Annotated in this window: 17 protein-coding genes and 2 tRNA genes; 11 read left to right on the top strand and 8 right to left on the bottom strand. The window is 61.1% G+C overall.

Annotated features, from left to right (window positions below; genetic code table 11):
* Positions 1–4 precede the first annotated feature (4 nt).
* The 3 genes from ACYU0X_RS02795 (at position 5) to ACYU0X_RS02785 (ending at position 2,238) form a co-directional block, all read left to right on the top strand.
* Positions 5–484, top strand: a complete 480-nt coding sequence (locus ACYU0X_RS02795; RefSeq protein ID WP_418908337.1) for a hypothetical protein — start codon at positions 5–7, stop codon at positions 482–484.
* A 3-nt stretch (positions 485–487) separates the two neighbouring features.
* Positions 488–937, top strand: a complete 450-nt coding sequence (locus ACYU0X_RS02790) for an RrF2 family transcriptional regulator (protein WP_418908336.1) — start codon at positions 488–490, stop codon at positions 935–937.
* Positions 938–1,065: 128 nt separating this feature from the next.
* On the top strand, positions 1,066–2,238 hold the full coding sequence (locus ACYU0X_RS02785; RefSeq protein WP_418908335.1) for an FAD-binding oxidoreductase: 1,173 nt from the start codon (positions 1,066–1,068) through the stop codon (positions 2,236–2,238).
* Here the strand turns inward: ACYU0X_RS02785 and ACYU0X_RS02780 are convergent.
* Positions 2,235–3,155: an alpha/beta fold hydrolase gene (locus ACYU0X_RS02780; RefSeq protein ID WP_461902097.1), complete on the bottom strand. Its 921-nt coding sequence runs from the start codon at positions 3,153–3,155 to the stop codon at positions 2,235–2,237. The two genes, ACYU0X_RS02785 and ACYU0X_RS02780, sit on opposite strands and share 4 nt — an antisense overlap.
* Entirely contained in the window at positions 3,152–3,679 is a 528-nt protein-coding gene (locus ACYU0X_RS02775) for a PadR family transcriptional regulator (RefSeq protein WP_309408920.1), read from the bottom strand. Before ACYU0X_RS02775 ends, ACYU0X_RS02780 begins: the two co-directional genes overlap by 4 nt.
* A 120-nt stretch (positions 3,680–3,799) precedes the next feature.
* Between ACYU0X_RS02775 and ACYU0X_RS02770 the strand changes: the two genes are divergently transcribed.
* A complete protein-coding gene (locus tag ACYU0X_RS02770; protein WP_461902095.1) occupies positions 3,800–5,023 on the top strand; it encodes a multidrug effflux MFS transporter in 1,224 nt (407 codons plus the stop codon).
* 73 nt (positions 5,024–5,096) lie between these two features.
* On the opposite strand, the gene ACYU0X_RS02765 is transcribed toward ACYU0X_RS02770, so the two are convergent.
* A complete protein-coding gene (locus ACYU0X_RS02765; protein WP_418908332.1) occupies positions 5,097–6,929 on the bottom strand; it encodes a phosphoenolpyruvate carboxykinase (GTP) in 1,833 nt (610 codons plus the stop codon).
* Positions 6,930–7,232: 303 nt separating this feature from the next.
* On the opposite strand from ACYU0X_RS02765, the gene ACYU0X_RS02760 reads away from it, so the two are divergent.
* Positions 7,233–7,309: transfer RNA gene (locus ACYU0X_RS02760), tRNA-Arg, on the top strand.
* 79 nt (positions 7,310–7,388) lie between these two features.
* On the opposite strand, the gene ACYU0X_RS02755 is transcribed toward ACYU0X_RS02760, so the two are convergent.
* A complete protein-coding gene (locus ACYU0X_RS02755; RefSeq protein ID WP_418908331.1) occupies positions 7,389–8,654 on the bottom strand; it encodes an MFS transporter in 1,266 nt (421 codons plus the stop codon).
* Between the two features lie 138 nt (positions 8,655–8,792).
* Here ACYU0X_RS02755 and ACYU0X_RS02750 point away from each other — a divergent pair.
* Positions 8,793–8,866: transfer RNA gene (locus ACYU0X_RS02750), tRNA-Arg, on the top strand.
* Positions 8,867–8,934: 68 nt separating this feature from the next.
* Here the strand turns inward: ACYU0X_RS02750 and ACYU0X_RS02745 are convergent.
* On the bottom strand, positions 8,935–10,890 hold the full coding sequence (locus ACYU0X_RS02745) for an ExeM/NucH family extracellular endonuclease (protein WP_418908330.1): 1,956 nt from the start codon (positions 10,888–10,890) through the stop codon (positions 8,935–8,937).
* 146 nt (positions 10,891–11,036) lie between these two features.
* Here ACYU0X_RS02745 and ACYU0X_RS02740 point away from each other — a divergent pair, with 146 nt between their 5' ends.
* The 3 genes from ACYU0X_RS02740 to ACYU0X_RS02730 are packed head-to-tail and all read left to right on the top strand — an operon-like array spanning position 11,037 to position 14,895.
* Positions 11,037–11,921, top strand: a complete 885-nt coding sequence (locus tag ACYU0X_RS02740; RefSeq protein ID WP_418908329.1) for an ABC transporter ATP-binding protein — start codon at positions 11,037–11,039, stop codon at positions 11,919–11,921.
* A complete protein-coding gene (locus ACYU0X_RS02735; protein WP_418908328.1) occupies positions 11,918–14,290 on the top strand; it encodes a YhgE/Pip family protein in 2,373 nt (790 codons plus the stop codon). Before ACYU0X_RS02740 ends, ACYU0X_RS02735 begins: the two co-directional genes overlap by 4 nt.
* Positions 14,291–14,292: 2 nt before the next feature.
* Positions 14,293–14,895, top strand: coding sequence for a TetR/AcrR family transcriptional regulator (locus ACYU0X_RS02730; RefSeq protein WP_418908327.1), 603 nt, complete (start codon positions 14,293–14,295; stop codon positions 14,893–14,895).
* A gap of 75 nt (positions 14,896–14,970) precedes the next feature.
* On the opposite strand, the gene ACYU0X_RS02725 is transcribed toward ACYU0X_RS02730, so the two are convergent.
* Both ACYU0X_RS02725 and ACYU0X_RS02720 read right to left on the bottom strand, forming a co-directional pair.
* Positions 14,971–15,492 carry a SixA phosphatase family protein gene (locus tag ACYU0X_RS02725; protein WP_418908326.1) on the bottom strand — a complete coding sequence of 174 codons (522 nt, stop codon included), beginning with the start codon at positions 15,490–15,492 and terminating at the stop codon, positions 14,971–14,973.
* A gap of 99 nt (positions 15,493–15,591) precedes the next feature.
* The gene (locus ACYU0X_RS02720; protein WP_418908325.1) at positions 15,592–16,377 is read right to left on the bottom strand and encodes a winged helix-turn-helix domain-containing protein; all 786 of its coding nucleotides are present in this window, start codon (positions 16,375–16,377) and stop codon (positions 15,592–15,594) included.
* Between the two features lie 593 nt (positions 16,378–16,970).
* Between ACYU0X_RS02720 and ACYU0X_RS02715 the strand changes: the two genes are divergently transcribed.
* Together ACYU0X_RS02715 and ACYU0X_RS02710 are read left to right on the top strand one after the other, a co-directional pair.
* Positions 16,971–17,711 carry a response regulator transcription factor gene (locus ACYU0X_RS02715; protein WP_309408938.1) on the top strand — a complete coding sequence of 247 codons (741 nt, stop codon included), beginning with the start codon at positions 16,971–16,973 and terminating at the stop codon, positions 17,709–17,711.
* Positions 17,708–19,210, top strand: coding sequence for a sensor histidine kinase (locus ACYU0X_RS02710; RefSeq protein WP_418908324.1), 1,503 nt, complete (start codon positions 17,708–17,710; stop codon positions 19,208–19,210). The genes ACYU0X_RS02715 and ACYU0X_RS02710 overlap by 4 nt, the downstream gene beginning before the upstream one ends.
* 8 nt (positions 19,211–19,218) lie before the next feature.
* Here the strand turns inward: ACYU0X_RS02710 and upp are convergent, their stop codons facing one another.
* Positions 19,219–19,866, bottom strand: a complete 648-nt coding sequence (gene upp, locus ACYU0X_RS02705; protein ID WP_309408941.1) for a uracil phosphoribosyltransferase — start codon at positions 19,864–19,866, stop codon at positions 19,219–19,221.
* Positions 19,867–19,870 lie beyond the last annotated feature (4 nt).

Here is a 19,870-nt window from a genome sequence, read left to right as displayed (position 1 = left end):
AGCCATGATGAACGTTGAGGACATGACCGACGAGGTCAAGGATGATCTGAATAAGGTCCTGGGTACCGCACTGGGTGTGGCCCGCGAACAGCTCGAGGAGCAGGGAGTATTCCTGCCCTTCGCCATCGGTTTGGAGCCCGGCACCGAGGGCGAGGACGGCGAATTGCGTCTCATCGCGGTGCCACCGACGGATGATCCGGAGGACCCGGAGGCCGACATCGACACCGAGAGCATGGCAGCCGATCTGGTGCAAGTACTTAACCAGCAAGGTACCGATTTCAGCGCCGTAGCCATCGCCTCCGATGTGTTGTTGCAGGAAGATGAGCGCGACGCAATCCATGTGGTTGCCGAGCATCGTCAGGGCCTAGCGCTGGCAATTGTTCAGCCTTACGCCATGCCTGAAGAGCCAGGTGGCCCGTGGCAGTTCGAGGATCCGTCCGCAGAGTCTGCCACCGCCTCGATCTGGTCGCAGGACGCTAACTAGCTCATGCGTCTGTCAGCCTTCGCGGACGTGTGCCTGCGCACCATCATGGTGCTCGGGGCACCGTCCGCGGGTCAGCTGACCAGTCGGCAAATTGCCGAGCTGATAAATACCCCGTACAACCACGTCACTAAGGCCGTCCTCGAACTTCGAACGCTCGGCCTGATCGAGGTGACGCGCGGGCGCTCCGGGGGCGCCAGCATCACCGAGGCCGGCCTGAACAGCTCCGTGGGCACCCTGCTACGCCACCTCGACCGGCGTGAAGATGTTGTCGACTGCTCCCCCAGCACCAACGCGGGCGCGTGTCCCTTAGCCGCCGGTTGCCGTCTGCGCCAGGCGTTGCGCGCGGCCCGTGAAGCCTTTTACGCCAGTCTGGACGAACTGACCGTCCGCGAAGTCTGCACCTCACCAGCCTTGCAGACGCTCCCCTTCCCCTCGCCGCGCCTTCCCAACTAGCGCCGCCGCCGAGGCGTGGCACCCGAGCGGCATTCGAGGCACTTGCACATCTCTTCTACAAGGCGTAGAACTATAGTGTAAATCTTGCATATCAAATGCAAGTAAATCCCTGTGTTCCGGAGGTTCCCATGCTGTCCACCCAATCCCGCCCGCTCATCGAAGCCACTTTGCCGCTGATCGGCGAGCGCATTGGGCAGATCACCCCGGTGTTCTACCGCCGGCTTTTCGCCGCCCACCCCGAATTGCTCGACGGAACCTTCTCCCGCTCGAATCAGCGCAATGGACGACAGCAGCAGGCCCTCGCCGGTTCCATCGCCACCTTCGCCAGTTACCTGCTGGCCAACCCGCAGGCACTTCCCGAAACCCTGCTTTCGCGCATCGCCCATAAGCATGCCTCGCTCGGCGTCCGCGAGGAGCAATATCCGGTGGTTTACGAGCACCTGTTCGCCGCCATTGCCGAAGACTTAGGCGATACCCTGACTTCAGAAATCACGGCGGCCTGGACCGAGGTTTATTGGCTCATGGCACACGCCCTGATCAAGTTGGAGCGTGAGCTCTACGCGGCGCAACCCAATAGCGTCGATTACAGTGCCTGGCGACTCGTGCGGCGACAGACCGAAAGCACCGACTGCGTAAGCTTTAGCTTCGAACCGCTCGACGAAACCCCCGTGGCCGCGGCACGTCCAGGACAGTTCGTCTCCCTACGCCTGCCGGTCGCCGATGGCACCCGTCAGGTACGTCAATACACACTCAGTCAGCAACCGGAAGCAACGAGCCGTCGCCATATCACGGTCAAGCTGGATGTCGACGGAGAGGTGAGCACGACCCTGCATAGCTTGCAGCCGGGGGCCGTGGTGGAGCTGTCGAACCCTTACGGAGATTTGGTCATTGATGCCGAGGGCACACCACTCGTAATTGCCACCGCTGGCATTGGGTGCACTCCGGCGGCCGCGGCGCTTTCCAGCCTCGCTGCCGCAGGTTCAGTACGACGCCTGAGCATCCTGCATGCGGAGGCTAGCGTCGAGGCGTGGGCGCTACAACACCAGATGCTCGATTCGCTGCGGCAACTTCCGCAGGCGACGCTCCGCACGTGGTTCGAGCACGGACCATTGCCCGAGGCCTACCAGTCGCGTCAGGGACTCATGGATCTGACCGGACACGTTGATGAACACAGCGAACTGTACCTCTGCGGACCCTTGCCCTTCATGCATGCGCTGCGCTCGCAGGCACTGAGCCTTGGGGTACCGGCCCAGAAGATTCACTATGAAGTCTTCGGCCCAGATGTCTGGTTGGCCGCCTAGTCCTCTGGCTTTTGCGTTTCAGTTCCAGGGGCCGGGTCGGTGGCAGGGCGTTTGCCGAACTTGGCCCCCAGGGACGAACTCTTACCCGCCCGTGCGGGCGCTTCGGTAAGCTTCGAGTGAATCCTGCCTTCAAATGCCCATTGGCGCAGAACCGCATTGAACAGCAACGGAGTTTCAATATTCCATTGATGGTGCACACCGGGAACGAGTCGGGTCGCTACTTGCGGAAGCTTGGCCTGTAGAGCGGGGAAAGAGGAGGCCACGAGCTTTGGTTCGAGCGCCCCGGCCAGCGCCAAGGCGGAACCCGTGTAGTTGTTCAGATCTTCGGGCAGTCCGCCCGCGGCCAGTTCTTCGGTAATTGCTCGCAGGTTATGCTCTTTCAGCGTTACCCCATGCCGCGCGAAAAGCTCCTTTTCGTCGTCGACCATCCCATAGGCCCCGGCCTGGAACCGCCAATACCAGGGGCTGCCGGCTAGCTTCAGCTGCCAGCGGTTCAGGTTGCGAGCCAACGTCGGGACACCCGAGGCGGGGGTGCCGCTGAGCAGAAGGCTCTGCACGAGCTCGGGATGCCGCGCGGCCACGTGGGCGGCGATAAGCCCTCCCACGGACATCCCGACGAGGTGGACGCCACCACTGGGAACTTCTTCTGCGATCAGCGCGGCAACGTCGTCGGCCGCAGATTGCAGCCCGGCCCAGTCCTCGTCGCTTCGCGCGCCAAAGGAAGGCAGATGCGGGGTGAGCACGGTGGCTCGTGCGAAGGCACGTACCTGCGGTTCCCATACCCAGTTGCCCACCGAGCCACCGTGCAACAGAACCAGGGTCTGTTCGGAACCGCTAGCGGCCGAGCCGGAGGAAGCCGGGTGCACTTGAGCATAGCCGTTAGGGTCTAGCGCTTCGTTCCGCTGATCGCCGCTCATGGGAGATACTCCATGACCGCGTCAAGCCAGTCCAACTCGGCGGCCTGCTGCCGAATGGCATGATCAAGGGTGGCAGCCATCAGAAAGCTGCGCCGGTCGGCTGCGGCACGCATATCGATCCCTTCCCGTTGCGACAGGTAGTCGTCGAGCACACGTTGGGTCGCGTTCCTCCGCTCGGTGAGTAACTGTTGAATTTGTTCCTTACCAAGCTCTGCGGCAAAAAATACCTGTCCCATAAAGGGATCACGCTCGGTACCGCTCGCCGGGCCTTGAGAAAGCCAAGCGACCAGTGCCTGACGGCCCGCAGAGGTGATGTGATGCTCTTGACGATCCGGGTAGTTGCTCTGTTCTACCGTACGCACAGTCGCGTAGCCCTGGTCAACCAGTTGGGCCAGGGTTCGGTAAATCTGCGCCTTGTCCGCATTCCAAAAGTGGTTAATCGACGAGTCAAAATGCTTCTTCAATTCATAGCCTGTCATCGGCGATAAACAGAGCAGACCCAAGATTAATCGTGCCAAAACCATAATCACATCTTGTCACAGATAGTGGATAACACACCCACCCGACCTGCGTTTACGGGGAGCAATTCCGGTTCGAGCGATCGGCCGCAGGAGCTCGCCTGTTATGGAATCTAGAATGGGAGCATGTCCGCCCGCGCTGAACATTCGAAACTGACCCCCATATTGTTCATCTTGCTGGTGGTGTTGGGCACCACGGGCCCACTGGCAGTAGACATGTATCTGCCCTCGTTTCCAGCGATGGCAACCCAATTCGGCGCCTCGGCCACGCGGATTCAGCTAACGCTCACAGCTTTTCTGCTGGGAATGGCAGCGGGTCAGCTCCTCTGGGGGCCACTGTCCGACCGCTTGGGGCGCGCCCTGCCGCTGCGCCTAGGCACCGGCCTGTTCGTTTTGACAAGTGTCGGCGCGGCGCTGGCCCCGACCCTGGAATCACTGATTGCCGCCCGTGCCCTGCAGGGACTAGGAGCCGCCGCCGGTCTGGTGATCTCCAAGGCCATCGTCGCCGACACCACCAGCGGTGTACGCACCGCACGGATGTTTAGCATCCTGATGACTATCGGTGGTGTTGCACCGGCTGTCGCGCCAATTCTCGGCTCTTTCATTGCCCAGATCGGCGGATTCCGTGCCGTGCTATGGACCTTGGCCGCAGTTGCCGCGATCATGTGCACCGGCTGTCTGGCGTTCTATAAGGAAACACTTCCGCTCACGGCTCGTAGCTCGGGAAGGTATCTCGCTCCTTTGCGACAGGCCATCTCACGTCCTCGTTTTGTGGGCTACATGATCCAGTTCGCCTTCGGGTTCGCCTGCATGATGGCCTATGTTTCGGCCTCCCCCTTCGTCTACCAGAATGTGATGGGGCTCAGCCCTCGGCTCTATGCCCTTGCCTTCGGCGTCAATGCCCTGGGCTTGATTGCAGCTGGTTTCACCTCGGCTCGCTTGGCCACGCGCGTTCCATTGCGCCGTACCATCAGCGTGGCGCTGAGCGTCATGCTTGGCGCGAGCCTACTGTTACTGATCCTCGTCTTACTGGGCGTACGCTCGCTGGCCTTGGCGGCGGTGATTTTTATTTTGGTGGCGAGCATCGGTTTCACCACGGGTAACACCACCGGACTCGCGCTGGCCGAGGTCCGCGAAGTCTCCGGATCCGGCTCGGCCTTACTCGGCGCGGCGCAGTTCGCGGTGGGTGCGATGGCGACGCCGCTGGTCGGCATGCGCGGGGAGAACTCGGCGCTGGGTTTGGCCGTGGTGCTACTCTGCTGCGCCGCAGTGTCATTCGCAGCCTTGATCTACACGGCCGATCGCTTCCACTCAGACTCCGCCGGGCTCACTCTCCCGGCGCGTTCCTAAGGTTCGGTTAAAGCAAGCTCCCCGCACCACGAGGTGGTGCGGGGAGCTTGGGTGCCTTCGCGATCCTGTGCGACTAGGCGCTCAAGCGCTGCTTCAGGCCATCGAGCTCAGCGCGTAGGGCAGCGGGCAGGGCCTCACCGAAGTTCGCGTACCATTCCTCGATGCTGGCAACTTCGGCCAACCATTCATCCTTATCGACGTTCACGGCAACCTCGACATCGGCGGGGGTGAAGTTCTCCAGGCCGGTCAGGTCCAACGACTCACCGGTGGGCACATTGCCGATCGGGGTCTCGGCAGCCTCGGCGGTACCCTCGATGCGCTCAATAACCCACTTGAGCACGCGCGAGTTGTCACCGAAGCCTGGCCACGCAAATCCACCGGTCGGGGTGCGACGGAACCAGTTGACCAGGAAGACCTTCGGAGCCTGCTCGGGATTGAGCTTCGCCGAAATCTTGTCCCAGTGGTTGAGGTAGTCACCGGCGTTGTAACCAATGAATGGCAGCATCGCCATCGGGTCACGACGGACCACACCGGTGGCGCCGGCAGCGGCCGCGGTGGTCTCCGAGGAAAGCGTCGAACCCATGAACACACCGTTGGTCCAACTACGCGCCTCGGTGACCAGCGGGATGGTGGTCTTGCGTCGTCCGCCGAAGAGGATCGCGTCGATCTTCACACCGTTAGGCGAGTAGTACTCGTCGGCCAGCATGTCGATCTGGTCGATCGGCGTGCAGAAGCGCGAGTTCGGGTGAGCGGCCGGGGTGCCGGACTCCGGGGTCCAGTCCTGACCAAGCCAGTCGGTCAGGTGCGCCGGCGCTTCGTCGGTCATGCCTTCCCACCAGACGCCACCCTCATCGGTCAACGCGACGTTGGTGAAGATGGAGTTACCCTTGGCGATGGCACGCATTGCGTTGGGGTTGGTGGACCAGCCGGTGCCGGGAGCAACACCAAACAGGCCGTATTCCGGGTTCAGGCCACGCAGTTCCCCATCGGCGCCGATGCGCATCCAGTTGATGTCGTCGCCCAAGGTTTCGGCTTTCCAACCCTCAATGGTCGGATCCAGCAGGGCCAAGTTGGTCTTGCCGCAGGCCGACGGGAAGGCCGCAGCGATGTTGTAAGCCTTACCCTGTGGGCTGGTGAGCTTCAGAATAAGCATGTGCTCAGCCAACCAGCCTTCGTCGCGAGCCATCGCCGAAGCAATACGCAGCGAGTAGCACTTCTTGCCCAGCAGCGCGTTGCCGCCGTATCCCGAACCGTAGGAAACAATGGCGCGCTCTTCGGGGAAGTGCACAATCCACTTATCCTCGTTGCACGGCCACGGAACATCCTCTTCGCCCGGCTGAAGCGGGGCACCGACAGAGTGCAACGCTGGGACGAAGAAGGCTTCTTCGGCTTCCATCTTGCGCAGCACCTCGGTGCCGATCTTGGCCATGATGCGCATCGAGGCGACCACGTAGGCAGAGTCGGTAATCTCGACTCCGTAGGCGGGGTTCTCGGCGTCTAGGGGGCCCATCACGAACGGAATAACGTACATGGTGCGACCGCGCATGGCCCCGTCGAAAAGACCATCGAGCTTGGCCTTCATCTTCTCTGGGTCTTCCCAGTTGTTGGTGAAGCCGGCGTCCTTCTTCTCCTTGGAGCAAATGAAGGTGCGCTCTTCGACGCGGGCCACGTCCTTGGGGTCAGAAAAACCCGCGTAGGAGTTCGGGAAGTTCGGATCGGTCAGCTTGATCAGCGTTCCGGCCTCGACGAGTTCCGCGCACAGGCGGTCGTTCTCTTCGGCGGAACCATCAACCCAATAAACCCGGTCCGGCTTCGTCAGTGCGGCGACTTCCTCGACCCACGACACCAGCTTGGCGTGCGTGGTTGGCGCTGCGTCGATAACGTTCTGATCCGAGCTCGGGCTCATTATCCATTCCCTCCATTGGGCTGAACTAGCAATAAATCAAGGCTAGGTGGTGGGCTCCGACGGATTCTGTGACACAAACCTCAGCGGACCGGCCTTGGACCGCTCGAGAATCTGAGTTCCGCTAAATCTCGGGGATTTCGAACTAATCAACATCGACTTTCTGTGATTAAGGTCACGTAGACCGGTATACTTTTTCTGGTGCTACCCGGCTCCCTCGTATGGGCCGCAGGATGGATTTTGACGGGCGCGAAAATCTCTGTATAGTTATTCGAGGTTCGTCACGGCGAGCCGAAAACTGAAGATGCGCCCATAGCTCAGCTGGATAGAGCGTCTGTCTACGGAACAGAAGGTCAGGGGTTCGAATCCCTTTGGGCGCACCAAATAAAATTCCCCCGGTCACAGGCCGGGGGAATTTTTGTTATCCGCAAAGTTTTCAGCTCACCGGTTCCGCTGGCGGGATCAGCTGGCAACCTCTTGCGCCCCGCTTCGCAAACCTCCGACAGCAAACCCAGCGGCACAGAGGGTAGCCACGACCCACCCGCCAAGAGCGACGGGGACCCCGAAGTGCAACCCTACCCAGCCCCCGAGCAAGCTTCCCAGCGGAACCACCCCAAAAGTCAGCGTGCGGCGGGCACTCACCACGCGGCCAAGCAGTCGTTCGGGCGTCAACAGGCTCGACCATGTCGTCACCGCAACATTCATGGCAATAACCGCCACTCCCCAGAACAAGCTATGTACGGCCAGGAGGCTCAACGCCGCCCACGGCGGTAGAAATGCGGCGAGGAATACTAGTCCGGCAAGCGCTGCCTGAAGCACCGTCGTTCCACGAACGAGGCCAACGGCGTGGTAGCGCTGGGCGATCCGTGGGGCCAGCCAGGCGCCGCCGACTCCGCCGACTCCGCCAACGGCCCCGAGTACACCAAACCAGGCAGGACCTAAGTCCAGATAGTTCAACACGAAAATCGCTTCCACCGAGGACCCGATGGCCAATCCCAGATTCGAGCAGGCTGCGATCAGCGTGATCATCAGAAGCGGCCGCTGTGCCCCCAAGTAGGAGAAGCCGGCCAGAGCTCGGCGCATAAAGGAACCAACTTCATGATGCTCTTCCGGCACCTCGTGGCCTTCGCCTCGAGACGGCACACTGAGCAATAAGGCGAAGTACAGCGCCAATGCCAGCAGTGCGATCGCCACGGTCAAGAGTGCCGGTGCCCCAAGTATGGTGAATCCGATTCCGGCGGCTGCCGGAATAATGATGGCCAATGACTGATCCGCCGCGGCCAATCTGGCCAGTAGTGGCGCCAGTTCTCGTTCGCGGTCGGTTCCTTCCGCTGCGCTCAATGCGGGGGCGAGACTAACCTGCGAAGTCTCACTAAGGGCGTTACAGACTCCAAGCAAGGTGGCCAGCAGTAACGCTATGGGTATCTGTAAGGCCCCAAAGATAAGCAGCAATACCATCGCCAGCAACAGAAAGAACTTCGCGGCAAGTCCGACCCGCAAGGTCCGCAAGGGCGTAAAACGGTCCACCGCGTGGCCCAATGGAATTCCCACGACCACGAAAGCCACCGAGCCCAAGGCATTGAGCAAGCCCATTTGGAAGGCATTCGCTCCAAGTAACAGGACGAAGATCAAGTCGGCGGCGAAGTCTGCCACCGAGCGACCCGCCGCATCGAAAGCATTTGAGAACAGTAGGCGGCGCTGAGCCTTCAGGCTTTCGATTACTGGCACTGCGCCTCCTTCACCGGACGAACCTCCTACTGAGCCCACCATAATGTGAATCGAGCCACTTTTGGCAATTTCGGTTCGACGGCCCCCGGCGCGCTGTGTATAGTTATACGAGTCGTCACGACGATGAAAACTAAATATGCGCCCATAGCTCAGCTGGATAGAGCGTCTGTCTACGGAACAGAAGGTCAGGGGTTCGAATCCCTTTGGGCGCACAAATCACGAAGATCCCGGAACACTTACCCAAATGTTCCGGGATCTTTGCTTTGCACTCGGTTCGCGCCTAGCGCTTACTCAACTGCAAACCCACCACGGCCGGGTTGTGGTCCGAGGCACGGAACATATCGGCCACGTACAGGTCGGTGGCGTTGTAGTTAAAGCGGCTGTATTCCAGCGCTACTGGTTCATTGGCGTTGATCTGCCAAACGTCGCTGCCAGTGACGACTTCGGCCGCGCCCGGAGAGGCGAAGACGTGGTCGAGCGAACCCACCCGGCCGCCATAGAGGTAGCTGTGCTTGCCACTAGCGGCGGTGATATCGGAGTAGCCGGCTTGAGCCAAGACGCGTAGCGGATCCTCGGCACCATAGGAGTTGAAGTCGCCACCGAGCAATACCTTATCGGTGTTGCGCTCCTTGCTCACACGTTGGGCAAAGGAGACAAGTTCGGAGGCCTGCTCAACTCGCGCTTGGTTCCAGGCCCCTGCCCCATCGCCGCGATCTGCATTCGGATCATTGGGGTCGCTGGGTGCCGAGCCTTTGGACTTGAAGTGGTTCGCGATGACAGCAAATCGCGTCTTGGAGTTTCCACCCACTTGCTGGAATGCCTGCGCTAGCGGCTGGCGTGCATTAGAAAAAGCCTCATGATCATCGATGATGGACTCATCAATGGGCTTGACGCTCGAAGGGCGATAGATCACGGCGCTCCGGATCACGTCTTCAGAGGCAGGCAGTTCCTCGGGGCTTGGCACATAGGCCCAACGGCCCGCCCCGGCCTTTTCATTCAGCGCATCGACGAGTGTTGCTAAGGCGGTATCCCGTGGCTGACCGAAGTGTGCAGAATTCTCGACTTCCTGAAGCATGACAACGTCAGCATCCATGGCGTTCAGCGCCGAGACAATCTTGGCTTCCTGTCGCTCGAGGTTTTCAGCATTGGCCGCACCACGCGCGTCACAACCACGTCGCACGGTCACCGGGTTCCCCTCGCGATCGGTGTAGTAGTTGCAACCCTGAAGCTTGTCGCCGGTGGTGGTGAAGTAATTCAGCACATTGAAGGTGCCGACAGTGACATTCCCGCCCACATCCTCGGGCTGTTCGCTACGGGTATCCCCGACGCTGATCGGGTTATTGCGCTGGGTCCCGCTAACCTGCCCGAGGGGCTGCAAGCGCCACTGATCGTAGCGGTAGTCCAGAATGACACCGGTCTGAAAGTTCACCGGCGCCCCGACCCGCAATGCGGTCCCAGCCTCAAGGTACGGTAGCGGATTGTTCTTCGACGAAGTTGCCCCCATGAAATTAAGGGTCGCACCGTCATCCAGAGTGATGGAGCGGCGACTATTTTCAGCTTCCAGGGCTAGGGCGTCACTGCTTCCCGGAGCAAAAACATCGCTGGGCTGACGTAGTGCTTTTTCACCGGGCAAGATTTCGCTGGTGCCGGAAGCCAGTGTGAGCTCACCGTATTGGTTTACCGAGTAATTATCGGCCAAGGTCCAATTGCCGGAGGGGGCCAGCAGCATTGATTCAAGTGCCTCGCGCTCAGCAGCGCCCGCTGGAAGTTCAATATCCAACGGCTTGACCGCTTCGGTAGGTTCGTCGAGCACCGCAACGGTAGAGCGTGCTGCGCGAATTTGGGTCAGCCCGTGATATTCGGTGGCTTCGCCGGTGACTTGAACATAGTCACCGGTGCTGACCTTTTCTGTTTGACCCGGGGCATAGATGAAGATGCCTTCGCTGGCCTCCGGAAGCTCGTCACCGCCCGTTCCAGGAGTTTGCAAGTAGAAACCGTTGATCCCACCGGTGGGATAAGCGGCAGTTACGATACCGCGCACGGTAACTTCGGCGCCGTCCATGGGAGTGCTCTCCCCGGTGCCTTGCACGGCGGAAATTTCGGTCAAGGTGGGTTCGGTTCCGGTAGCGGTAGCCACCGGAGCGAAGCCGAGTCCCAGTGCCACGGCGGTGATGCCAGCCGTAGCCAAGGTGCGTGTGGGGTGCTTACCCATAAGGTTCCTTGTGATCGTAGTCATGGATGAATGATTTACCGATCTTAGGTGGCTTTCCCCACACTTTGGTAAACGACACGTGAATTCGGCTCGGTCTACCAAAACGAGAGGTGATCAGAAGAACAGACACACTAATTGAACTGACCGGTCAGTTCAATTAGTGTGGAAGTGTGCTAGTTGCAGACCAGATCACCGTCGCCGGACGCCACGGACAGCTTGTCGACCCCACCTCTTTGCAGGTGAAGCTCGGCGAATTACTTGTGGTGCAGGCCGGAACCCAAATTTCCCGGACCGCGCTGAGCCTAGTACTCTCCGGTCGAATGGCCCCTTCCACCGGCAGCGTGGCATGGAATCACTCGAATAAGCTCGCCTCCCTGCGCAAACACAGCGCACTGGTCGATTCCCCCGAAATCAATGCCCCGGAACAGCACTTGAAGGTTCGCGATCTGGTGGCTGAAGACCTCTCGCTCGTCCCCGTACCGCTCTGGCGCAAACGCAGTATCGATGACTGGCTCGACCGCAATGGCTTTCGCAAGGTCGCCAACGAGTGGCTCGACAGCCTCGACCCGCTTATCCGGCTCCAGATCATGGCCCGACTAGCCGCGGAATATCACGAAGTTCGCCTAGCCGTCTTCGACTCCCCGGAACGACACGGATTAGATGACGCGGACTGGCTCGAACTCCTCGAGGGGATCGCTCAGGACGACGAAACCTTCGCCGTGGTCGCGGTGGTCTCCCGCATCCCGGACTGCTGGCAAGGACCGGCGGTCGTCATGGGCCAGCGTGAACCAGTACTCGAAATGTCTCTGCCTTCCGAAGAACCGGCGGCCGCTACCGAAGCCATCGTATTGCCACCCACCCCAACGCCCGAGGCGCCCCCGGCCGCCACCCCAGCACCGGTTGACACCACGGACGAAAACGTTGAATCACCCCAAAACCTTGAGGCCGAGCAGGAGCAGGTCGCGGACGGCGAGTCCGCGGAGCAAGGCACCACACCGCTTCCGGCGGCGCCCGACCAACCCAGCGAGACGACCCGCGCAAAGGACAATTCATGACCACGCTTCGGTTAGCGCTCTCCGAACTTCAGCGCATGACCCGCGGCACCCTGCCCAAGTTGGCGATTATCGCCCTGAGCTGTGTTCCGCTGATTTACGGTGCCCTCTATCTCTACGCCAACTGGGATCCACAATCGCACCTTTCCGGAGTGCAGGCAGCACTGGTCAACCTCGACGAAGGGGCCGAAAAGTCCGGTAAGAAGCTGCAGGTCGGCGACGACGTCACCGAGTCGCTACTCGAGGACGGTACCTTCGGCTGGGTTGTGGTGGACACCGAGGAAGAGGCCGAAGCCGGGGTTGCCAGCGGCGACTATTCCTTTGCCATGACCATCCCCAAGGACTTCTCGAAGAATCTCGCTTCACCGGCCGACTTCGAGAAGGCCAAACAAGGCATTCTGAAGATCACCACCAACGATGCCAACAACTACATGGTCGGTACCTTCGCCGATAAGCTCGCGAAAACAGTGCACGACTCGGTGGCCACCGAAGTCGGCACCCAGACCGCCGATGCACTGCTGACCGGGTTTGTCGACATTCACAAGAACATGAAAAAAGCGGCCGACGGAGCCGGTGATCTCTACACCGGATCGGTCAAACTTGTGGACGGTGTCGGCTCGCTGTCGGACGGCGTGAACAGGCTCGTGGACGGAGGCGACCAGCTCGCCCAGGGCACCAGCGATCTGCATTCGGGTACCGGAGAATTGCACTCGGGTACGTCAACATTGCACTCCGGCACGGGCGAACTACTCGCCGGGCAGAAGAAGCTGCGCGATGGTTCCAAGCAGTTGGCATCCGGCACCGGTGAGCTGTCCACGGGCGCCAACAAGCTGTCCAATGGGCTGTCCGAAATGAAGCAGAAGACCGCGAAGCTGCCAGCTGCCGCCAAGGCGTTGAACGACGGGGCCGCCAAGGCTTCCGACGCCTCCAAGCAGCTCGCCTCCGGTGCCCGCCAGGTGGCCGACGGAAACGCGGCCCTCAATGCAAAGGTTCAGGACGCTGCCGGGGTGATCACCGCTCTCGAGCAGGACGCCGCCGACCGACTCGATACGGCCGAATCCCAGGCCACCGTGCGCCTCGACAAGCTTGTAGCCGACGGGGTCATCACCCAGGACCAGGCCGATTCGATTACCTCGGAGGTCTCCGCCGCCATCGATAGCGCGGCGGCCGATTCCAAGGTGGTCGCCGAGGCTAAAAAGGTCAAGACCCAGCTGAAGACGGCGCAGGGGCAAATCCAACAGCTGGCCGACGGCTCCGAGGCGGTGGCCAAGGGTGCCAAGCAGCTCTCCGGCGGCCTAGGCACGCTGGCCAATGGCACCGCCCAGCTCAACGCCTCGGTTCCGACCTTGGTCAACGGCATCGCCTCGGCCGCCGATGGTGGTAAGCAACTGGCAACGGGCGCGGCCAAGCTCGACAGTGGCGCCAACACCCTCTACAAGGGTGAGAAGAGCGCCGTGGAGGGAACCGCTAAGCTCAACGATGGTGCCGCCAAGCTCGACAAGGGGGCCGCCAAGCTCGACGACGGTGCTGCGAAGCTCGAGAAGGGTGCTGGCACCCTCTCCACCGGGCTACACACCCTGCGCGACGGTGTAGGCGACCTGGCCAATGGCGCAGGCCAGCTCTCCGACGGCTCCAACACGCTTGCCAATGGGCTCAGCGACGGCACCAAGAAGGTACCGAACCCGGATGACCAGACCAAGCAAAAGCTCTCCGAGGTCATCGGTGACCCAGTCGAGGTCACCCGCACGGACCAGACCAAGGCCATGGCCTACGGTGAGGGTCTTGCCCCGTTCTTCATGACTCTGGCCACCTGGATTGGTGCCTTCATTCTCACCCAGGTGATGCGCCCAATCACCAAGCGTGCGCTGGCCTCGAACGCCCCGAATTGGAAGATCGCCATTGGCGGCTGGCTACCCTTCTTCCTGATTTCGGTGATCCAGTCCTCGATTCTGTACTGCGTGGTGATCTTCTGGCTCGGCCTGAATACCGCCCACCCATGGATGACCTGGGGACTGTTCTTCCTCGCCTCGATGGCCTTTACCGCGCTCATTCAAGGCATCTGCGCGCTGCTGGGCACAGCAGGCAAGTTCGTGGTGCTCGTGCTGATGGTGCTGCAGCTGGTGACCGCCGGCGGCACCTTCCCGTGGGAAACCCTGCCCGAACCGTTGCATGTGCTGCACCGCATTCTGCCCATGGGGCATGTGGTCGTGGGTATGCGGCACTTGATGTACGGGGCTGACCTGAGCGTGCTCAGCGAGGTTATTCTGGGTCTGATCGGATACACCATCCTTGGTCTAGTGCTCTCCACTCTGGCGGTACGTAAGCACAAGACGTGGACGTTGAAGGCGCTGCAGCCGGAGCTAGGGGAATGAGCATGGTCGCCGAAGCCCCTACCCCACGTGAGCGGGTTCGCGCCACCGCTTCCAAGCAGCGGCTCTTCGCCGCCGGCATGCAGCTGATGGGCGTGCACGGCCCGCAGTCGGTTACCGTGGATGAGATCGCCGCCAGCGCCGGAGTCTCCAAAGGCACCGTGTACTACAACTTCGGGTCGAAGGACCAGATGTTGGAGGCAATGCTGGACTTTGGTACCGAGACGCTGCTTTCGGCGCTACACGAGGCTGCCTCGCATGAGGACCCGTATCAGGCCCTGCGTCTGATGATCGAGGTAGCGGTCGACTTCATCGAACGCTACCCGGCCTACGCTCAGCTGTTGCTCAACGAGCGACGTACCGAACGGTGGGCGATGCAATTACAGGTTTTGCACACCCAGGTCGTCGAGGTGATCGAGCGGGTGCTGGTGCGTTTGGTCGAGTTGCCCAGCGAACTGCGCAGCACGGTGTCCGCAGCCCTATTTGGTGCGGCGCTCTTCGCCGTGCGGCAAAGCGCCAGCCCGCAACGCCCCGGCGACAAGGACTCTGCGGTGCGGGCCACAATGCTGATCATCGACGGGCTGATGGCCGGCGGCACGACCCGTTGACCAGATCCGCCACTGGCGCCGTGTAGCGGCAGACCTGAGGGGCGGAATCTGCACGGGTGTAAACCGGGCGCCCGGCTAGTCGCGTGGCACGGCGAAGAATGTTACCCGGGCGTCCCGCGCGTCCAGATGCGAGTAAGGATGCTCGGTTTCCAACACGGTGGTCCCCAGCGTCGGGTAGTTCATAGCCAGCTCATACACTGCCTCCTGATCCGAGTCGGCCGAGGCCAAGCGCAACGCGAGATCTTGCAGGATCGGCTGGTGGCCGATCACCAACAAGGTGGAAACAGAAGCGGGAGTTTCGTTGATGATCGAACAGAGCTCGCTGACCCCGGCGCGGTAGATACGCGTGTCGATATAGGGCGTTGGCCCCTGCTCCCCGAGTTCCGAAAGCACCCAGGCGCAGGTGGAACGCGCCCGTAGCGCATCCGAGCAAATGATGTAGTCGGGTATTAGATTGTGCTCGACGAGCCAGCGTCCGGCCGCCGGGGCCTCCCGGTCCCCGCGGGCAGCCAGCGGCCGGTCGTGATCGTCAACTCCCAAGGGATAGTCGCTTTTAGCGTGACGCATGAGGATGAGGCGGCGAGTGTGCACTGTCATATCTCAAGCATGCCATCGCCAGCCAACAAAAAGGGGACGCCCGCCTCGCGCACTGCGATTCGAACGTCCCCTTCGGGTGCCGCTTCCGCGGCAGATGCTTTAGATGGAGTATTCCGGGGCGGCCCAGACGACGACCTCGGGGTGCTCGTAGAAGCGGTAGCCCTGACCGCGCACGGTGCGCACGGTGTTGGCCAGACGGCCCAGCTTCGAACGCAGGCGACGGATGTGCACGTCAATGGTGCGCTCGTTGGGAACCTCTTCGGCATTGCGCCACAGGTTTTCCAGCAACTCATCACGGCCCACGGTGCGCGTACCGTTCTCAACGAGGAAGTTCAGCAGTTCGAACTCCTTGAAGGTCAAGTTCAGCGTTTCACCATCGAGGTATACCTCGCGGCGAGACAGGTCGATCAGCACACCGGAGGGACGCGGAGCACTCGGGCGGTTCTCGACGCGGTTACGGCGGGTCAGCGTCGGATCACCCAGAGCCTGACGCACTACATCGATAGGCTCACCCTGCGCACTCGCCGGGGCCAGCGCCACGGCAGCGTGGGTCTGCGCCTGCGGAGAAAGCGTTGCGAGGAAGGAACGTACCTGGGTGGCCAGCTTACCCAGCGAGGTGCCCTGCTCTTGGGCTACGGTCTCATCCAGACCGACGTAGAGCACGAAGCCACGAGCCGAAGTATCGGCAGCAGGTGCCGGGGCGTTCTGTACCGGTGCCGGGGTACTTGCGCCGGCGGCCTCACGAGTTTCATGAATATTCGATACGGCACGCAGCGGACGATAACCGGCCGGTGCATAGTTACCGGCGGCTGCGCGCTGCGCCGCCGCGGCACGATTCTGTGCGTTGCGAATTGAAACGTGGACGTATCCGGATCCTGCCGACATATTTTTTCCTCTTTTGCTGCGAAGGCCAAGTGACTTGGCGCCGATGCTTCGGGTTTTACTTGCGTTGCCCGCGGCCTTCTTCCACGAACAACAGTTGGGTGTCCCGCCAACGAATCATCTACGAATGATGAGATCCGTTGGCGCCGAGCATTCGGCAACACCGCATTGCGGTGTGCACGTCGGTGCCATTTCCGCCGATTTCGGTGTTTTGCGCTGTACTCACTCTTCTAGTTTCCCCGTAACATTCACAACTTGCAAGTAACATAAACCACAGGCGTCCATAATGTGAGACAGATGTGTCCATTTGTGACGAGTGACACTTTAGTCAAAACTACAAACATCAAGCGCTTAACTATGCGCAGTGAGCAGTGATTCCAAAACAATCGATCAATCTGACCACACCATTCACGCCTATGAATATTCATTCACAGTTAACCCGAGTCCACCCCTCAAACATTCGCATAAGTCCTACCTTGACCAAATAATTCACTGGTTGTAGACGCGGAAGCCGCATAAAATCATCGCTAACGCACATAGGGTCTGCACAGGTAAATCACAAAGACACCTCAAAGCAATAGCGGAAGCTGGTAAACATGAGCGATTCCCGATTCTCCCCCTCGCAGCTGCCACGTCTTACCCACCCGGATGGCACTCCCATCAAGGTGCTGGTGGTCGACGACGAGCCGTCGCTGGCCGAACTGGTCTCCATGGGTACCCGCATGCTCGGCTGGGAGGCCACAATCGCCCACGACGGGCCGCAGGCGGTTGCCACCGCACGCAGCCTCTCCCCCGACGTGCTGGTACTGGACTGGATGCTTCCGGGCTTCGACGGTCCCGAGGTCCTCCGCAAGGTCCGCACCTACCTGCCGGAAGTTCCGGTGCTCTTCTTGACCGCCAAGGACGCCGTGGAGGACCGCATCGAAGGCCTCGGCGCCGGAGCCGACGATTATGTGCCCAAACCCTTCAGCCTCGAAGAGGTTCTCATTCGGCTCCATCGACTTGTGGAACGCTCGGGTGCTACCAGCGCCGATACCTCCGAACTGGTCGTCGGCGATCTCGTGCTGAATATGGACTCGCACGATGTTTCACGCGCCGGACGCCAGATCTCCCTGACCGCCACAGAGTTCGACCTGCTGAGCTATCTGATGAGCAACGCTCGCCGCGTCGTGTCCAAGTCGCAGATCCTCGATAACGTTTGGCACTACGACTTCGATGGCCAGGCCAACATCGTGGAACTGTACATTTCCTACCTGCGCAAGAAGATCGACGTCGATGCCGAACCGATGATTCACACCGTCCGTGGCGTGGGATACGTGCTGAAGCCGGCGGCATGAGTCTGTTCAACAGCACCCTGCGAGGAAATCCGCATGCGCTGCAACGGCGCCTGCTGGTAATCCTGCTCGGCTCGCTGACCACCGTGGCGGTGCTCCTCGGGTTGCTCTACAACGCCGGCGTGCGGCAAACCCTGATGGCCCAGCTCAACGAGCAGCTTTACCAAACAGCTGCCCGAGCCGCGGCGTACTCGGATAACTTGAACAAGCCCGGAGACAAGCTCTTTGCCCCGGGTCAGGGCCCGGGCACCCTCACGGCCCGCTACATCTACCCGTACATCTTCTCCGGCGCGATTCTGGATGATTCCTCCGGGGAACGCGTGGAGATTACGCAGGCCGACACCACCCCGCTGGTCACCCTCAAGGTGGGCGACGAACCGGTGCGCAAACACCTTTCCATCGGCGATTACCTGCTGCTGGCCACCAAGGACCCCGGCTCGGGTGGAACCCTGATCGTCGGATTGCCCTTGCACACCACCGATGCGGCGCTGCTCCGCATGTCGTGGCTGACCTTGTTTATCGCCTTGTTCTGTGTGCTGGGGGCCGGGTTGGCTGGCTCCTGGTGGATCACCCGTTCCTTCGCGCCGCTCAAGCGTGTTGCCTCGGTCGCCGCCTCGGTGGCCAGCGAAGATTTGAAGACCGGCACCGTGGCGCCGATGGACAAGGTATCCAGCGAGGACGCCATTCCTGGTACCGAGGTGGGCAACGTGGGCTGGGCGTTGAACGCCATGATCGATAACGTCTCCACCGCGTTGACCGCACGTGAAAAGTCTCAGGCGCAAATGCGCCAATTCGTCGCCGACGCCTCACATGAACTCCGGACCCCACTGGCGGCGATCCGCGGCTACACCGAACTGCTCTCGGCCACCGAGCACTTCTCCGAAGACGGCCGCCGGTCGGTGGACCGCGTGCTCCAGCAGAGCAACCGGATGAGCACCCTCGTGGAAAACCTCTTGCTGTTGGCTCGCCTGGATGAACGCGAAGGCTTCACCCTCGAACGGGTGGATCTAGGCCTGCTGACGGCGGATATCACCGAGGATTTCAAGATCACCGCGACGGAGCACAACTGGGATTTCGAATGCCAGGCCGAGGAACTGTACGTGGACGCGGATGCCGCGTCGCTTCGCCGGGTGATCACCAATCTGTTGGCCAACGCGCGCAAACATACGTCGGCGGGCAATACGGTGACCGTCACCGTGGCACGGGACGCGGCCACCGATCAGGCCATCGTGCGCGTGCATGACACCGGGGAAGGCATCGACGAGGACTTCCTCCCCCGCGTTTTCGAGCGCTTTACCCGCGCCGACACCGCACGCTCGGGGTCTGATGGCACCACCGGGCTGGGTCTGCCCATCGCGAAAAGTATTGTCGAGGCGCACTCGGGCACCATCACGGTGTCTTCCCGCCCCGGGGATACCACCTTCGAGGTGCGCCTGCCGGTGGCCTCTGGGCCGACCGAGCGTTCCACCGGGCCAGCCTCGACCGGCCCGGCGCGGAACTAGCTCGGGATTTAGACCAGTGGCGGGGTCACGCCATACAGGCGGTCACCGGCATCTCCCAGGCCGGGGATGATGTAGGACTTCTCGTTCAGCCGCTCATCGAGAGAAGCGAGCACCAGGTGCACGCGGTCATCGTCGCCGTGGCTCTTGCGAAGGCGTTCGATGCCTTCGGGAGCACCGATCAGGCAGATGCAGGTCACCGAGTCGGCGCCACGGTCGAAAATGAACTTGATGGCTTCGGCCAAGGTTCCGCCGGTAGCCAGCATCGGGTCCAGAATGAAGACCTGACGGCCGGTCAAGTCATCGGGCAGGCGGTCAACATAGGTGATGATGTCGAGCGTTTCTTCATTACGCGCCATCCCGAGGAAACCCACCTCGGCGGTCGGCACCAGCCGCGTCATCCCTTCGAGCATGCCCAGACCGGCTCGCAGGATCGGCACAACAAGAGGGGTCGGCTTGGCGAAAGCGGTACCGATTGTCGTCGCAACCGGCGTGATGACCTCAACCTGCTCGGTTTTAACTTCACGAGTTGCCTCGTAGGCCAGCAGGGTGACCAGCTCATCGGTCAACTGGCGGAAAATCGGGGACGGGGTGTTCTTATCTCGAAGAACCGAAACCTTGTGTGCCACCAGTGGGTGGTCAACTACCTGTACGCGCATGCCT

This window comes from Glutamicibacter sp. X7, assembly GCF_054889245.1.
Note: the sequence above shows the minus strand (reverse complement) of the source record. Positions and strands in the feature narration are given on the sequence as shown.

Coding starts and splice junctions, on each gene's coding strand:
- ACYU0X_RS02725 (WP_418908326.1), bottom strand. CDS start 15,492: ATGACAGTGCACACTCGCCGCCTCATCCTCATGCGTCACGCTAAAAGC.
- ACYU0X_RS02735 (WP_418908328.1), top strand. CDS start 11,918: ATGACCACGCTTCGGTTAGCGCTCTCCGAACTTCAGCGCATGACCCGC.
- ACYU0X_RS02780 (WP_461902097.1), bottom strand. CDS start 3,155: ATGAGCGGCGATCAGCGGAACGAAGCGCTAGACCCTAACGGCTATGCT.
- ACYU0X_RS02770 (WP_461902095.1), top strand. CDS start 3,800: ATGTCCGCCCGCGCTGAACATTCGAAACTGACCCCCATATTGTTCATC.
- ACYU0X_RS02795 (WP_418908337.1), top strand. CDS start 5: ATGATGAACGTTGAGGACATGACCGACGAGGTCAAGGATGATCTGAAT.
- ACYU0X_RS02730 (WP_418908327.1), top strand. CDS start 14,293: ATGGTCGCCGAAGCCCCTACCCCACGTGAGCGGGTTCGCGCCACCGCT.
- ACYU0X_RS02775 (WP_309408920.1), bottom strand. CDS start 3,679: ATGGTTTTGGCACGATTAATCTTGGGTCTGCTCTGTTTATCGCCGATG.
- ACYU0X_RS02715 (WP_309408938.1), top strand. CDS start 16,971: ATGAGCGATTCCCGATTCTCCCCCTCGCAGCTGCCACGTCTTACCCAC.
- ACYU0X_RS02745 (WP_418908330.1), bottom strand. CDS start 10,890: ATGACTACGATCACAAGGAACCTTATGGGTAAGCACCCCACACGCACC.
- ACYU0X_RS02765 (WP_418908332.1), bottom strand. CDS start 6,929: ATGAGCCCGAGCTCGGATCAGAACGTTATCGACGCAGCGCCAACCACG.
- ACYU0X_RS02785 (WP_418908335.1), top strand. CDS start 1,066: ATGCTGTCCACCCAATCCCGCCCGCTCATCGAAGCCACTTTGCCGCTG.
- ACYU0X_RS02790 (WP_418908336.1), top strand. CDS start 488: ATGCGTCTGTCAGCCTTCGCGGACGTGTGCCTGCGCACCATCATGGTG.
- ACYU0X_RS02710 (WP_418908324.1), top strand. CDS start 17,708: ATGAGTCTGTTCAACAGCACCCTGCGAGGAAATCCGCATGCGCTGCAA.
- upp (WP_309408941.1), bottom strand. CDS start 19,866: ATGCGCGTACAGGTAGTTGACCACCCACTGGTGGCACACAAGGTTTCG.
- ACYU0X_RS02720 (WP_418908325.1), bottom strand. CDS start 16,377: ATGTCGGCAGGATCCGGATACGTCCACGTTTCAATTCGCAACGCACAG.